This window comes from Chryseobacterium sp. KMC2 (genome assembly GCF_016756935.1).
In the GTDB taxonomy this organism is placed as follows: domain Bacteria; phylum Bacteroidota; class Bacteroidia; order Flavobacteriales; family Weeksellaceae; genus Chryseobacterium; species Chryseobacterium rhizosphaerae.
In genome coordinates, this window is record NZ_JAESIT010000028.1 from 21,581 (window position 1) to 36,292 (window position 14,712).

11 protein-coding genes are annotated in these 14,712 nt (G+C 35.7%); all 11 read right to left on the reverse strand.

Annotated features, from left to right (window positions below; genetic code table 11):
* Positions 1–74: 74 nt before the first annotated feature.
* The 11 genes from tssD (JML65_RS22020) to JML65_RS22070 all read right to left on the reverse strand — a co-directional run bounded on the left by tssD (JML65_RS22020) (position 75) and on the right by JML65_RS22070 (position 14,709).
* A complete protein-coding gene (gene tssD / locus JML65_RS22020; protein ID WP_084086641.1) occupies positions 75–488 on the reverse strand; it encodes a type VI secretion system tube protein TssD in 414 nt (137 codons plus the stop codon).
* A gap of 489 nt (positions 489–977) precedes the next feature.
* Complete coding sequence (locus JML65_RS22025; RefSeq protein WP_202272232.1) at positions 978–1,844, reverse strand: lytic transglycosylase domain-containing protein; 867 nt, start codon at positions 1,842–1,844, stop codon at positions 978–980.
* 74 nt (positions 1,845–1,918) lie between these two features.
* Positions 1,919–4,414, reverse strand: a complete 2,496-nt coding sequence (locus JML65_RS22030; RefSeq protein ID WP_047494598.1) for an ATP-dependent Clp protease ATP-binding subunit — start codon at positions 4,412–4,414, stop codon at positions 1,919–1,921.
* A gap of 231 nt (positions 4,415–4,645) precedes the next feature.
* Positions 4,646–5,317 carry a hypothetical protein gene (locus JML65_RS22035; RefSeq protein WP_202272234.1) on the reverse strand — a complete coding sequence of 224 codons (672 nt, stop codon included), beginning with the start codon at positions 5,315–5,317 and terminating at the stop codon, positions 4,646–4,648.
* Positions 5,318–5,531: 214 nt separating this feature from the next.
* A complete protein-coding gene (locus tag JML65_RS22040) occupies positions 5,532–6,164 on the reverse strand; it encodes a hypothetical protein (protein WP_202272236.1) in 633 nt (210 codons plus the stop codon).
* Positions 6,165–6,217: 53 nt separating this feature from the next.
* On the reverse strand, positions 6,218–6,841 hold the full coding sequence (locus JML65_RS22045) for a hypothetical protein (RefSeq protein ID WP_202272238.1): 624 nt from the start codon (positions 6,839–6,841) through the stop codon (positions 6,218–6,220).
* 6 nt (positions 6,842–6,847) lie between these two features.
* Positions 6,848–8,317 (reverse strand): hypothetical protein, encoded by a 1,470-nt coding sequence (locus tag JML65_RS22050; RefSeq protein WP_202272240.1) that lies wholly within the window; start codon positions 8,315–8,317, stop codon positions 6,848–6,850.
* 2 nt (positions 8,318–8,319) lie between these two features.
* A complete protein-coding gene (locus tag JML65_RS22055; protein ID WP_202272242.1) occupies positions 8,320–10,245 on the reverse strand; it encodes a type VI secretion system Vgr family protein in 1,926 nt (641 codons plus the stop codon).
* Positions 10,246–10,420: 175 nt separating this feature from the next.
* Positions 10,421–10,828 carry a type VI secretion system tube protein TssD gene (gene tssD / locus JML65_RS22060; protein WP_202272244.1) on the reverse strand — a complete coding sequence of 136 codons (408 nt, stop codon included), beginning with the start codon at positions 10,826–10,828 and terminating at the stop codon, positions 10,421–10,423.
* A 515-nt stretch (positions 10,829–11,343) separates the two neighbouring features.
* On the reverse strand, positions 11,344–13,749 hold the full coding sequence (gene tssR, locus JML65_RS22065) for a type VI secretion system protein TssR domain-containing protein (protein WP_202272246.1): 2,406 nt from the start codon (positions 13,747–13,749) through the stop codon (positions 11,344–11,346).
* Between the two features lie 48 nt (positions 13,750–13,797).
* Entirely contained in the window at positions 13,798–14,709 is a 912-nt protein-coding gene (locus JML65_RS22070) for a PKD domain-containing protein (RefSeq protein WP_202272248.1), read from the reverse strand.
* Positions 14,710–14,712 lie beyond the last annotated feature (3 nt).

Below are 14,712 nucleotides of genomic sequence, written 5' to 3' on the forward strand. Positions count from 1 at the left end.
AAAAACAGAACAGCATACCCTCACGAGCGCGCTGTCCTGTACCAATTTTATTTTTACTAAGATGATGAATCGGCTTATTTACCCGATGAAGGCCACAGTCCTGCGTACTGAGAAGTACCGTAGTCGATTGTTTCAGCGCTGATCACGAAACTGATCAACATACTGTTGCTGTCTACTGCATCGAAGTCTACTTCGTGCTGAATTACATATCCGTTTTCCCAGTTTAAAGTAATCAATGTTCCTTCTTCGTGAGATTTGTTGAATGTAATTTCTCCTTTAGTTGGCTTGTACTTTCCGTTCAATAAACTTTCAAGGATATCAGACTTTTCAGTAGCCTCTACTGTAACTTTGATTAAGGCATTAGAAGGATCTGATGCTACACGTCCAGATACATCGGTAGATCTTGATACGCTGTAGTTCATTTTTAATAATTTTTGTCCTTCGCCTCCGTTGAATTTTAAGATTCCTCTTGAATTTCTTTCTGCCATGATTTGTAAATTTTAATCGTTAATAATATTTTGTGATTCGGTGATTGTATAGCAAATATAGAGGGTCTTTTTTTCTAAAAAAAACTTTTGAATATAAATTTGAAAAATTGTAGTAGTTCTACGATTTTATGTCGTAATTCTACGACAATAGAATTAAAAACAAAACATAATACGCTATTAAACAATATATTACAACTATATTAAAATCACATCGAAAAATAAAACTTTACACTCTACAGAGAAATACTAAGCTTTTTTAGTATAGATTAAGATACTTTTAACAGATGTAAAGCTCCAGTACAATACTTGAAAAACAATATCAAAATAAAACTCTTCATAATACTCTCCAGGCAGACCATTTTCCTATAGAATCTTTTACAATAAAAAATACAAAGACAGAAGTTCTGTCTTTGTATTTTATTGAGTTTATTAGTTTCATAAAGAATCCCTTTGGAGCTCTTTATGATCTAAAAAAATATAGGTATCATATTATGGCAGTTGAGCGGCTCCCTCTTTTATGGACCTGGAAAGTATTTTATTCTTTTTCAGCAGAAAATCGGGCATAAGATCTGTGGGAAGATAGAAAGTGCTTTCTCCCTTTTTCTGCAGTTCTTCCACTATCCCCGGATTCCAGGTAAGGATTTTATCTACTTCCACATCCAGTTCATCTGCAACAACCTTTAAATTAAAACCGGCATTGATGTCTGTTTCTGAAAGAGCTTCATTTGTTACATTTCTGCCACCCTCTTCAAAAAAAACTTTATTAATTCTCGAAGTATTATAATTAGTGAGGACACTCTGAAGTTCTCCTGTTGCATAACAGGCATTCAGGTATTTTTTCACATGGTTGATTGTTTCTTCGGGAAGGTATTTTGAAAATTCGTGATATTGCGAAGAGCCTGCAGCCTGCATTGCTTTTGCTATATTTCCTTCCCCACAATTATAAGCTGCAACCACTGTTACCCAGTTGTTATACTTTTTATAAAGGTTTCCTAATGATATTACAGCTGTTTTTGTACTTTTATATACATCCGTACGGTTCTGCTCTGTAAGCCCATACTGATTGGCATGTGCCGTCATTAGCTGCCAGATTCCTACGGCCCCGGCACCCGATGTAATATTTCTGTTAAAATGGGACTCAATCAGGGCCAGGTTTCTCAAATGTTTGGGAAGCCCTTTCTGAAGGAGTAGCTGCTCAATAAATTCCACAAGATCTTTATTGGAATTTATGATTCCTTTGTATTTTTTCACGCTGCTTTCCGAGGTATCAGAGGCAGTTAAAAATTGTCCGTTTACAAATATACCGGTACCTACCAGCATTACACCTGTAAAGATATTTCTGACAATAGTTTTCATTTTAAATATGTTTATAAAGCTAAAACAAAAAAGGCTAAAGAACCAACTGGGCAATTAGCCTTTTTACTTTATTATTAGTCTACTTTCCAGTTCAGTTTATCTTCTTCTGTATTCCAATCCACATGGATGGTCTGACCGGATTTTACTTCTTCTCTTACAATCATTTTGGAGATAGGTCTGGCCAATTGGGCACGGATAACCCCTGAGATCTGTCTTGCACCATATTTACTGCTGAACCCTCCCAATGCAAGATTTTTCACAGCTTCATCACTAATCTTCAAAGCCATTCCTAATCGGGTCAATGAAGCATGAAGTGATTTCAACTGAATATTGAAAATTCTTTCTGCAATAGATTCTGTGATCGGTGCAAAAGGAATGATCTCGGTAATTCTTGCTAAAAATTCAGGTCTGAATCTTCCTGAATTAGACATGATCTGCATCAGTGAAGATGATTCCGGAATTTTTCCTTCTTCAAACTGTTTTACAATTTCTTCACTTCCGATATTGGAAGTGAAAAGGATCAGTGCATTGCTGAAATCTCCTTCTTTTCCTAGCTTATCATGCACTTTCCCTTCGTCCATAATCTGTAGAAATACATCAAAAACAGAATGGTGTGCTTTTTCAATCTCATCAAATAAAACAACGGTATACGGCTGTTGTCTTATTTTGTTAACCAGCATACCTCCTTCTTCATATCCTACATATCCCGGAGGCGCTCCATATAATAATGCAGCAGAATGTTCTTCTTTAAACTCTGACATATCAAAACGTACCATGGCTTTCTCATCGTTGAAAAGCAATTCCGCCATTGATTTTGCAAGCTCTGTTTTACCAGTTCCTGTAGGTCCTAAAAGGAAGAATGAACCAATGGGCTGCCCCGGTTTATTCAATCCGCTTCGGTTTTCAACAATAGCATCGGAAAGGATTTTCAAAGCATGATCCTGCCCTACCACTCTGTTAAGTAGAAGGGATTCCATGTTCAGAAGTTTTTCTTTTTCCTGAGCCTGAATTTTACCGATTGGGATATTGGTTTTAGCTGCCATAACAGCAGCCAATTCTAATCTTCCCACTTTTTCTCTTTTCTTAGCGGCATGCTGAAGAAGCTCTGCGTAAGTATCATCAATAATTTTATGAATCTGCTCTACCGGCATTGAATTGTCAATAGCCGGTTGTTCGCTCAGTGATCCCCATAAAATAGGGCTTATTTTATCACGCAACAGATTGTAAGTCCAGATCAATTCGTCAGCCTGGTCTTTATTGTCTGTATATTCTTCTTTTAAAATCTCTTCATAGCTTGCTTTCCAGCTTTCGAGTTCTTTTTCTGAAAGCTCATCAAGCATTTTGATAGCAGCCATAGTTCTGTCTAATAAATCGATGGCTGCATCCGGTAATTTTTTACCTTTTGCATATCTTTTAGCCAGACGTACACATTCAGGAATAGCTGTTTTTTCCACCTCAATCCCATGGTGCTTTTTATAGCCATCAAGCAGTACATCGATCATTTTCACGCAAGTCTGCTCATCCGGCTCATTAACGGTTAGCACTTCAAAACGACGGTTGAAAGCCTGTTCCGGTTCTATAATTTTTCTATATTCTTCCTGGGTAGTAGCTCCTATTACTGTAATTTCACCGCGTGCTAGTTCCGGTTTCAGAAGGTTAGCTACATTTCCTATGCTGCCTTTTGGATCTAAAAGGGTATGAATTTCATCAATGAAAAGGATGGCTTTTTCAATTTTCTTGCATTCATTGATTATTTTTTTCAGGCGGTCTTCTATTTCTCCTTTATAAGAAGTTCCAGCCAGTAGAGCTCCGGTGTCCAGTTCCAAAAGGGTACCATTTTTAAGCATTTCAGGAACATTTCCTTTAGTGATTTCAATAGCAAAACCCTCTACTAAAGCTGTTTTTCCAACTCCCGGTTCGCCAATAATGATGACATTCGGTTTACTTCTGCGGCAAAGAATCTCTACCAGCATTCTAAGTTCTTTATCTCTTCCAATTATATTTTCAAGATCTCCGTTTCTGGCCTGTGCTGTTCTGTCTACACAATAGCTTTTAATAGATGGAAATGAAGAGTCTGAAAAGTCTGAACCGTTTGAAAATAAGGAAGCAAAATCTCCATTTTCAGATACAGTGAATGGGGTATCTTTTCTATACAGGTTGAAGATCTCATGTTCTCTCAACGGAAGTGATTTCAGCTGCTGAAGAGTAAATACAACCTGTGGTTTTACGATAGCGGTAAGGATACAAATGGGTGTAATCTCATCCAAACCTAATTTTAAACGGATATCATCTGCTTCTTCCACAAGGGTATCAATGGCATCATCCTGAGCCACTTCGTCAGGAAGATGAGCTGTCTTAGGATATTCTTCAATGCGGACATCTGCCCATTCATAAAAATAGCCCGGATCTTTATCTATGCTTTTCAAAAATTCATTAAGTCCGATATCTTTGTGCATTAAAGCCTGTAGAATATGAGGTCCACCATAAGTAGCATTATAATTTTCCTTCGCTATCGACTGAGCAATATGAAATAGCTGTTTTACTGTTTCGTTGGTTACTAGTACTCCCATTTATAATTTTTCTTATATTAATATTTGCGCTCTGTTTTGTAAGACTTAAGTTCTCATGGCGGAGAATCAGAAGCTGTGATTTTTTATCTGCCTAAAATTAAATATTTTATTCTAAACGAGATAAAGATAGTTAATTCTTCAATTAGAGAAGTAACCATGGTGTTTTTTTAATTTTCAGCACTGGCATATATTGTCACATGTTACCCTTTTTTGATATATGATTACAATATTCTATATTTTTAGAAAATAAAGTAAAATTAAACTTACCCACTGCAGACCGATAAAGATATAGAACAACATAGCGGAAGGCTCTGCCAATTCCTGAAGTTTTTCCATAAGTGCCACTTTAATGATCTCGGAAAAATCTGCATTATCCGCAGATAGGTTTAGTTCGTCGAATTTTATTTTATCCAAAGCATAGCTTACAACACGTTTTACTATTTTATTTTCTGAGCTGTTTTTAAATTCATTCAACAGTTTGACTTTTGCAATGGCAAAATCTGAACCGGTCCGGATAACAGTAGGCTGCTTTGCCTTACATATCCCAATCACCTTTTCAATAAAAGGAACTACAATGGTCTTGGAATGATCCTGTAATAGTTTACTGATCACAACAGACATCGCATATTTTGTGGCAAACATAACAGTAAAGAAAGGGGCTATGATGATCAGCAGATAGAAAATACCCGCAGAAACCGGTTTTGCCGTAACGGTAGTCACTAAAAATGCGAGTCCACCACTGTGTCCTAATGACGAACCTAAACTGTCTGCTAAAATATAAATTCCCAGTACAAGGGTAATAATGGTGGAAAAAACTCCTATTGCATAAATCTGCAGGACACTGAAAATAAATGCGGCAGATAGTTTTGAAAAGTATTTTAAATGGGTAGTAATGGTACTCATTGGCAGATTTTGTTTAATTGGTTTTTATGGTTTTGTTTTTGGCAATATAGTGTAAAATAAACAAAGAGCTATAGAATAAATATTGGCTATGTAACCCTTTGATTCCGGTCTTCATATCAAATGGTATGGAGATTTTCCTTTTCATCACTGGAATCGTCGATATGGATTCTTCTCCTACGCTTATCTTAATTAAAAATTCTTTGTTGAGATAAGATTAATTGTTAATAAACTTCGATTCTTTTCTCGAAATTTCTTTACCAGAAATACCATCTAAAATAATATTTTCAACTAAACTTGGCTTTTTAAGCCATTCTATCTCCCAAATAGGTTTTTCATTTTCTATTCTTCGGGTAATGATGGTATGAAAACCTGTGCTTTGCAATACCGGGCCTTTCGTTACCGGAATCCTCTCTTTTTCACAGAATCTTAAGATATCTTCAAATGAAAATTTGTAAGGTTTATCATAATCAACTTCTTTGAGCAGCTTTCCATTTTCATCAAAATCATACCAAATTCCTTTTTGGAAAGGGGCTCCCCAGGGGACATTGAATATAATGCCTTTATATTTTATCTTTCCATTTGTATAATATGATTTAGATATCATAAAATAAGAATCTTTATATGATTCGCTGTAATATTTACCAGACTTTGCAATACTCATTTCAATATAATTTCCATTGGGTAGAAACTCTCTTAAAACATCAGTATCTTTTTTTGTAGATTTAATAAATTTATCTATATCAAATTTTTCAAATTTGTTATCTATAAAGGGCAACATACTTTTTATATGTTGTGATTTACAAGAAAAGGCCATTATTAAACTTAAAAAAAACATTATTTTTTTCATAAAATTCTGTTTTATATTATTATCGGTTATTCCTGTTCCTGCAAAAACAAACATTAATTGTTAATAAACTTCGATTCTTTTCTCGAAATTTCTTTACCGGAAATACCATCTAAAATAATATTTTCAACTAAACTTGGCTTTTTAAGCCATTCTATCTCCCAAATAGGTTTTTCATTTTCTATTCTTCGGGTAATGGTGGTATGAAAACCTGTACTTTGTAATACAGGACCTTTGGTTAAAGGAATTCCTTCTTTCTCACAGAATTTTAAGATATCTTCAAATGAAAATTTGTAAGGTTTATCATAATCAACTTCTTTACTTAAATTTCCATTTTCATCAAATTCGAACCATTTACCAATTTGAAAACCATCTCCATTAAAACCAATTCCCTTTGATTTTATATTCCCATTAGAATAATATGATTTTGAGATTGTATAATAGGAATTCTTAAAAGTCTCAAGATAATATTTTCCTGAACCTGCAATATTAATTTCAATATAATTGCCATTTGGTAAAAACTCTCTTAATACATCAGAATTGTTTTGAGAAGATTTTTTTATCTTACTAGAGTCAAATTTTTCAAAATTATTATCAATTAAAGGCAACATATTTTTTGTATTTTGTGATTTGCAAGAAAGGATTATTAGTAAACTTAAAAAAAACATTATTTTTTTCATAGAATTTTATTTTGCATTGTCATTAGCGATTATCCACTGCCACTTCCAAAGATTACAACGTGTTTCCGGAATGTGATGGGAATAGTCCATAATATTTTCTGTTTTGGCATATTCATAAGTAAATTGTGCTTTTGCATCAGCCTCTGAATTGGTAAAACTATGCGGCAATGCAAAACTATGCAGAAACTCATGAGCAGCCGTTTGATCATTTTTTGAAGGAAATAATACAACAAAATTGCCAGAACTATATCCATTAAGCCCCTTAACATTTCCTGATGCATCAACAAAACCTCCATTTTCACCTAAATAAATAGCGACATAGTATTTGTCATATTTTGTTTCAGGAATATTATTACTTTTTAAGTTTTCTTTCACTTTATTGTAAACATAGTTTTGTAATGCAACAAATCCGGAAGGAGCATTGCCAGCAGGCTCATAATAAGCAGCTATTTTCCCTCCAATCACATATCTACCTCCAATCTGAAAATGAGCATCACCAGATACATCAACAATTTCGGTTTCTACATCCGCTTCTATTAAAGCCTGCCTCAAGTAATTCTCAAATAATTCCTTTTGTCCAACTGCATTTCCTTTTCTAGAGCCTTTAGCTGAAACAATTTCAGGAGTTCTAAGTTCAACAATTAAAATTTTTGCTTTTTTCCTTTTAGCAGCATGATTAGCCCAAACGTTTAATCTTCCCGCTACTTCAGAAACTTCAATACCAGCACTGTCTTTCTTAACGGCAACCACTTCTATAATTTGATCATCTGAAAATTCTTCCAGACATTCTATAGTTACAAAATCTTTAAGATCATGTTTACCTTTTGTTTTAGGTGTAATCTCCATGGGAGAAATTTTGAAAAGTTTATTTTCTTTAAATCTTAAAGTATCCGGTTCCTCATCAACTTCAATATTCAGGCTTAAAATAGCTTTGGTATTTTTAAAATTGGAAGCGGTAAGCTGGTTTGTTTTAGTATCTTTAATTTGTGAAGGATAAAATGATAGCCAGGAGCAGTAATAATTTTCAAGCGTACCATCCGCTTTTTTCTTCCACGGAATACTGTATACACCATATACCTGCTTTAGCTTAGAATATAAAGTAGGAGCCTTTTTAAAACTTCCATCATATTCATTAATATCTCTTTCTAATGTGGCATAAGTGGCATCTGTATATTGCTTCGCTACAATATCTTCATAATTAACATCACCAAAATTGGATGTTTCACCTAATCTCATCCAGTCAAAGCCATATTCTTCACCTTTCCATCCATTTTTACTACGAAAATGTACAACACATTTTGCTTTTATTTCTGGAGGAGGAGGATCATTTGGTGTACCATGACTCACCCCTTTTTTATCACCCTTTTCTGTAAACCATTTAAAGGCACGCGAAATAATATTCTCCTGAGAATACATATTGTGGTCTTCATGAGAGATTTTATTATAAGTACCTCTTACAATTCTTGTTCGGCTCATGATTAATGTGCTTTAGATTTCTCCCCACTATTATTTTGTACTTCCTTCTGTGCATGTTTATTAATTGAAGCATTAGAACTTATGTTCATTTCTTTTTCAGAAATCTCATTCCGTCCTTTCTTTGTTTCACTGTGCACATCTCCTTCAATAATTTCAGTCAGTTTTCCCGTAATAAATGTACTTGCATCACCCATTACGGAAGTCAGCTTCATTGCTCCCACACTTTCTGTATTATTCAGGCCAATACTGTCTGATTTATTCATCCCTACCGTTGTATTCATGCTTTCAATCACATTGATATTCATGTTCTTACAATTCAGGGTCATGGTTTCCGGTGCGGTAATATTGATATTGCTTCCTGTAGTATCCAGATGAATCTCATTTCCGCTCTTATCCGTGATAATGATGCTTTCATCTTCTGTAAAGACTATTCTGTGGCCGCTTCTGGTTTGGATCGATTTTACACGGTTATCTGCTCCGCCTCCAAGGCCTATTCCTCCATGGAACATTCCCCCCATAACGAATGGTCTATCGGGGTGGCTGTGAACAAAATTAACCATTACTTGGTCTCCTACTTCAGGAATGGCTACATATCCCCGGTTTTGAGTAATCTGATCAGTTCCTCCCGCATCAGGACTCATCATTCTTATAAAATGAGTCGTGTCATTCATCTGCCAGTCGAATCTTACCTGAACCCTTCCCTGACCTTCAGGGTCGGCATTGGAAATGACTGTGGCAATCTGAGGTTGTGCGGCAGGTACTGTAAACTCCGGTTTTGGCAGGAAGCCTGTATCAGCAGCTATAGATTCAAAACTGCCGGTGTAATGTCCAATGGTATCAATTTCATGTACTGCTTCTGTTACCATCACTTTGGTAAAATATGAGGTTTCATTGCTATCCGGTCTTCTCATATGGATATCTACCACGCAGCCGGGGTGTAGAAAAGGGACAGTTGTAGATCCTGAGACTGAAAATACACTTACGGCTTCACTTCCGGAGGTGCTTTTTTGGGAATTTTCTACATCCAAATGGGTAGATGCCTTTATAGGAGCTATCTGAAGAGCAGGAGTTTTATAAATTTTTTCGTTGTGACTGTATGCTGTTTTGGCAAGATCTCCCACATGGGCAACGGGCGTATCACCAGAAGTCAGTTTTTCATTTTTACTGCTGTTGTAGCCATAGTATTGCGGCTTGGTATGTACCGCTTTCAATTCTACTTTAATGTTATCGGCATTGCTTCCGTAAATCAGTTTGATTGGTTTATTCTGTGGTGGAAGTTTTCCAAAGTGCAAAACTTCTCCGTCATAGTAAAACTGTTCGCCGTAAGCTTCTGCCATTCTTGCCAGGTAGTTGTAATGGGTTTCATCATATTGGCTGCTGTAGATAATCTGGGAGTAATCGTTGGTATCAATTCTTATATCAAAACGCTCTTTATCAATCCCCTGTTTGATGACATCTGCCGCAATGATTCCCATATTAACGGACTGGCCTCCACCAAAACTTTGGATATGGGGAGCTCCGTCCAATAATATAGTGGGACTATACCCGGACAATACAATATTTCCGAGGCTCATTTTATCCTGGCTGAAACCTACTTTGGTAATAATTCCCACAAAATTTCTTTCGGGGCTTTTATCTATATCTTTATAGGAAATAACTGCTGTGAGGCGTTTTCCCAAAAATTTATTAGCTTCTTCAAGGGTATGATTCTGCTGTTCTTCCAATGCATCATGGGCAAGGATAAGAGTAAATTCATGATGATGATCTGCCCTTTGTTTAAGAGTGAAATGTTTGTAGTATCTTATCATTTTACCTTCCACAACCAAGGATAACTTTACTAACCGATTGATCCCTGCATGATGGTTCTCGGATATGGCATCCGCATTTTGTGACGGACGGAAGGAAGATCCGTTTAAGTCAGTTCTCATATGTATTTTGTGTTTGTGTTTGTTTAAAGATAGTAATATTTAACGAAATAATCATTCAATATATCCTATGGAAGTGATAAAAATGAATCCTCGTTAACGCTTTATCTTAGAAAAAAAAGACCGTCTTTGATAAGGACAGTCTTTTTTCGTATGAATGTGTGATAATGTGTCAATTTTAGCTGCTTGGCCAAAGTCCTGCATACTGAGAAGTACCGTAGTCAATTGTTTCAGCGCTGATCACGAAACTGATTAACATACTGTTGCTGTCAATAGCATCAAATTCTACCTGGTGTTGGATAACATATCCGTTTTGCCAGTTTAAAGTAATCAATGTTCCTTCTTCGTGAGATTTGTTGAATGTAATTTCTCCTACTGTAGGTTTGTACTTACCATTCAATAAACTTTCAAGAATATCAGACTTTTCAGTAGCTTCTACTGTAACCTTAATTAATGCGTTAGAAGGATCTGATGCTACACGTCCAGATACATCGGTAGATCTGGATACGCTATATTTCATTTTTAATAGCTTTTGTCCTTCTCCTCCATTGAATTTTAAGATTCCTCTCGAATTTCTTTCTGCCATGATTTGTAAATTTTAATCGTTAATAATATTTTGTGATTCGGTGATTGTTTAGCAAATATAGAGGGTCTTTTTTTCTAAAAAAAACTTTTGAATGTAAATCTGAGAAATTGTAGTAGTTCTACGATTTTGTGTAGTAATTCTACGACATTAGATTTATCAACATACAGATAACTCCCTCCAGTAAAAGGATTTAAGTAATTTACATTTTTTCAGTAAAAAAGCAATTTTCCACTTAAAAGAGAAATAAAAGTCTTTTCAAGACATAAAATTTAAATTTTGCAGCTCTAAAATGAACCTCTCAATTTGTTTTTTATGTTTGATTAAGAATTATGAATCAATATTTAAATCTTAGTTCGATGTATCCATACATTCTAATAGGTGCTGCCATTTGCTATAAACGTTCAAGCAAAAACTCCTATTCAAACTTAAGTATATACCATATCTCGGCTCTCTTCCTCCCCCAACAAAAAAAGCAGAAGTATAACTCCTGCTTTTAATAGTATAAAAATAAACAATTAATGTTTAGTGTATTCCGGCTGTTCTGTTGGAATTCTGGTAGGTGTAAAGTACTCATTAAGCCAATAGAATGTCTGTCCGTTCTGCTGAATCTTCACCGCAGGATTATTCCTGTTGGCAAGCATTCTGTCTGCAAGATCTTTATAGTGATGGAAATAATTCTTCACCGTTTCATTAGGAACAATTTTAGATTTTCTCCAACCTTTAAGCTTATATTTAGCCATCAGTTCTTCTTCTGTAAGATCAAAACCGGTACTCATTCCAATTGCATAAGACATAGGCTGTTCATAAAGAGCTCCTTTGTCAAGGAATTTTATCGTTGGGTTATATTTCTTCAGAAGTTTTACATATTCTTTAACGGCTTTTGCCTGGTTAAACCCTGGCTTGTCAGCTTCTGTATTTCTATAGACTTCGGTATAGAAAGCTTTCAAGTTGTCATATTCCGCTTCAGAAATAAGGATTCCTTTTTCGATGACCGGTGTAAACTCTTTTAAATCTTTCGGGATATACCCTTTTACCAGGAACGGACTTCCATAGTTGATCAGCTGGGCTGCAATTCCTGCAGAAACAGGATTGGTAAGTCCCGGATACAGATATTTATATTTCAGGTCAACATCTGTTTTCCCGGCTCCCACGGAAGAATGGAAATATTCGTTAAGCGATTGATCAATGGCCAAATTATCGGCAGTTACCTGAGAAATCAGGCTATCCACAGATTTTTTCAGGTATCCCGGAGTTGCAACATCTCCTTTTTTAGGGAAAATAACATACCCCTGAGACATACTCTGCTTAGGATAAGCCAATGAGAAAAATCCTTCATCCCCTTCTACAAGGCTGAAATTATTCTTAGTCAGAACATCATATTGATTGATGATCTTTTGTTTTTTAAGCTCTGCAATATTTTTCGCCGTATTGGTTACAATATTTTCGGCCATCAATACAAAGTCATTATAAGTATCTGATGATCTTGCGCTCGTCTGGAACATAATCAGTCTTGCCTGAGCCTGGGTAAGGGAACTGATTACACTGTACATATTTCCGCTTTGGTTAGCAGAAGTTCCTACAGTCACAACAATATTCGTTTCATCCGGAACGTTTGAAAGAAGGTTTCCTGCAGCCGTAAGCGCTTCCCCTACCGGTTGATAGCCACTGTTGCTGTTACAGTTCATTTCATTCGTTTTTTCAGTAATGAATGTGGTGATTTTACTGTAGTCTGCACTTAAGTTTGAAACTGAAGTATTGTTTCCACAAGGGTTATTTTTATATAAAACCACTCCATACTTAACGTTACTGAAATAAGATGGTTTTTCAAATCTAAGCTGTAAATCCTGTAATAATGATTTTACAATAGGTGCGTAGGGTGCATTCGGTGCGCTTACATCCAATGCAAAAACAATATTGATATTTTTATCCCTTTCTGTAATTTCCCTGTAACGGTCAAAATAAATAGGCTCCCCTAAAACATTGTAAACAAAGTTTTTACTGTAATCTAAAATATTGGTGAAATATTTTGTTTTGATATCCGGAGTCGGGGCTTCATCCAAAGGCAGATTCACCGGATAAATATTTTCCAAAGGTGATCTTTTGTTGATATCTGAAATAAAAATAGCCGTTTTGTTAGTGGCATCTGATGCTGATCCACCCGGATAACCTTCGTGTATCCCTAGTTCGGAATCATTAATTCCGGTTGTATTTTTCAACTTTATAGCAGAACGTTCTCCCCATGTAGAGATCACGTTAGAACTCACCCATCCGTAAAGTCCTGTACTGATACTGTCTATATCAAGAGAAGGTTTTTTACCTACCAAAAATCTTTTATTATTCTCAGCCTGCTTGTACACGTATACCATCTGTCCGTTAGGAATCTTTACGTTGGCCGTTTCAATAAGGCTTGGAGAATTAAATACAATGATAGAGTCATTCTTATAGTATCTTTCAGCACTTCTGATTACCTCGCTGTTATTAGGTACTACGGCTACTCTTACAGGGTATCCCGTCTTTTCACTTTTTAAAGAATTATTCCATAATAAAAGGTCAGATTCAGGAATCCAGCCATACGTTTTAATAGACTTTGATGAAACTTTTTTCATTAAAGCATCCGGAACGTATTCGGCCACCTTTACCATTCCGTCTCTATGTTTTAAAACCATTAAAGGTTCTAAAAATTTAACTTCTTTATACGACTTTTCGTCATTTTTATCTAAATAAGCTGTATTTCTTGACCGGTCTGAAATCACAATCCATGGGACAGATTTCTTGGGGTATCCATTGACAACAGTAGAGTTATCTACCTTTCCATACTGAGATGGTTCGGGAGTTTTCTTTGACGGAAGCTTTACCTGGCAACTCGTCAACAATACTGAAAGTCCTATATAATATGCTGCTAGAGGAAATTTATTTCTCATCCTATTTTATCTTTTTATGATTGGCGCATCCGGCAGTGCCGGACGGTATTATTTGCTTTGGTTTATATCTACTTTAGTTACACAGTTTTGTGTATCATCTAAATTCACCTTTACGGTTTGGATCACAGTATTTTTGTCAAACTGAAGACCTGCACAGTACATATAAAAATTATTTACTTTGCTGTCATTTACTTTTACCACTGTGTTTTCATTGTTACACAGGTAAGTTTTCAACAAGTAGTTGTAGTGCATATTGAAACTGTTCCCATTGGCAATCTGCTGTAAGTGATATTTAAAATCATTATCCACCTTAGCGTATGAATCTTCTACAGAAACTTCATCCTCTGCCAGAGAGTTATAAGCAGGAATAATTTTGATATTGTGATAGATAGGCTCCTGAGTTTCTTCGTTGTATAAAGTCACCAGATAGTCACCCGGCTTTTTATAAGCATAAATTGCCAGCTTATCTTTCGAATCTATATTTCCTGTTTCACCAAATTTCCACGCAAACTTTTTAGCTTCAGAAACGGCACGAAATTGCACGTTTTCATTTTGCATCGCCTGTATAGGAGCCTCAATGGTTGATTTGATTTTTGAGGTATCTTTGGACTTCTGCAGGCTTCTTGCGGCTACCATTACAGGGAAAGATTTCGTGTACTTGTTATCAACGATTAAGCTTACCTGATAATACCCCGGTCTGTTGTAGAAGTGAATACCACTATTTTTGTCAGAGGTTGTACCGTCTCCAAAATTCCATCTTTTGGTTTTTGCAAATTGGGTTTTATCTTCAAATAGAAGTGTATCTCCCACAGACAATGAGGACGGATAAACCACCCCAACAATATCATCCGCAGAATGAATCACCTTTTTCTGCAGCCATAGTGCAACCAGTGCTGCTATGAGCAATGTTGCGATAACACCAATGATAATGTTCTTTTTGTTCTTTTGAAAATAATTCATAGT

What these genes read in the sequence shown, in the direction of transcription:
- tssD (WP_202272244.1), bottom strand. Translation starts at nt 10,828, where the DNA reads ATGGCAGAAAGAAATTCGAGAGGAATCTTAAAATTCAATGGAGGAGAA.
- tssD (WP_084086641.1), bottom strand. Translation starts at nt 488, where the DNA reads ATGGCAGAAAGAAATTCAAGAGGAATCTTAAAATTCAACGGAGGCGAA.
- tssR (WP_202272246.1), bottom strand. Translation starts at nt 13,749, where the DNA reads ATGAGAAATAAATTTCCTCTAGCAGCATATTATATAGGACTTTCAGTA.
- JML65_RS22035 (WP_202272234.1), bottom strand. Translation starts at nt 5,317, where the DNA reads ATGAGTACCATTACTACCCATTTAAAATACTTTTCAAAACTATCTGCC.
- JML65_RS22025 (WP_202272232.1), bottom strand. Translation starts at nt 1,844, where the DNA reads ATGAAAACTATTGTCAGAAATATCTTTACAGGTGTAATGCTGGTAGGT.
- JML65_RS22050 (WP_202272240.1), bottom strand. Translation starts at nt 8,317, where the DNA reads ATGAGCCGAACAAGAATTGTAAGAGGTACTTATAATAAAATCTCTCAT.
- JML65_RS22070 (WP_202272248.1), bottom strand. Translation starts at nt 14,709, where the DNA reads ATGAATTATTTTCAAAAGAACAAAAAGAACATTATCATTGGTGTTATC.
- JML65_RS22030 (WP_047494598.1), bottom strand. Translation starts at nt 4,414, where the DNA reads ATGGGAGTACTAGTAACCAACGAAACAGTAAAACAGCTATTTCATATT.
- JML65_RS22040 (WP_202272236.1), bottom strand. Translation starts at nt 6,164, where the DNA reads ATGAAAAAAATAATGTTTTTTTTAAGTTTAATAATGGCCTTTTCTTGT.
- JML65_RS22045 (WP_202272238.1), bottom strand. Translation starts at nt 6,841, where the DNA reads ATGAAAAAAATAATGTTTTTTTTAAGTTTACTAATAATCCTTTCTTGC.
- JML65_RS22055 (WP_202272242.1), bottom strand. Translation starts at nt 10,245, where the DNA reads ATGAGAACTGACTTAAACGGATCTTCCTTCCGTCCGTCACAAAATGCG.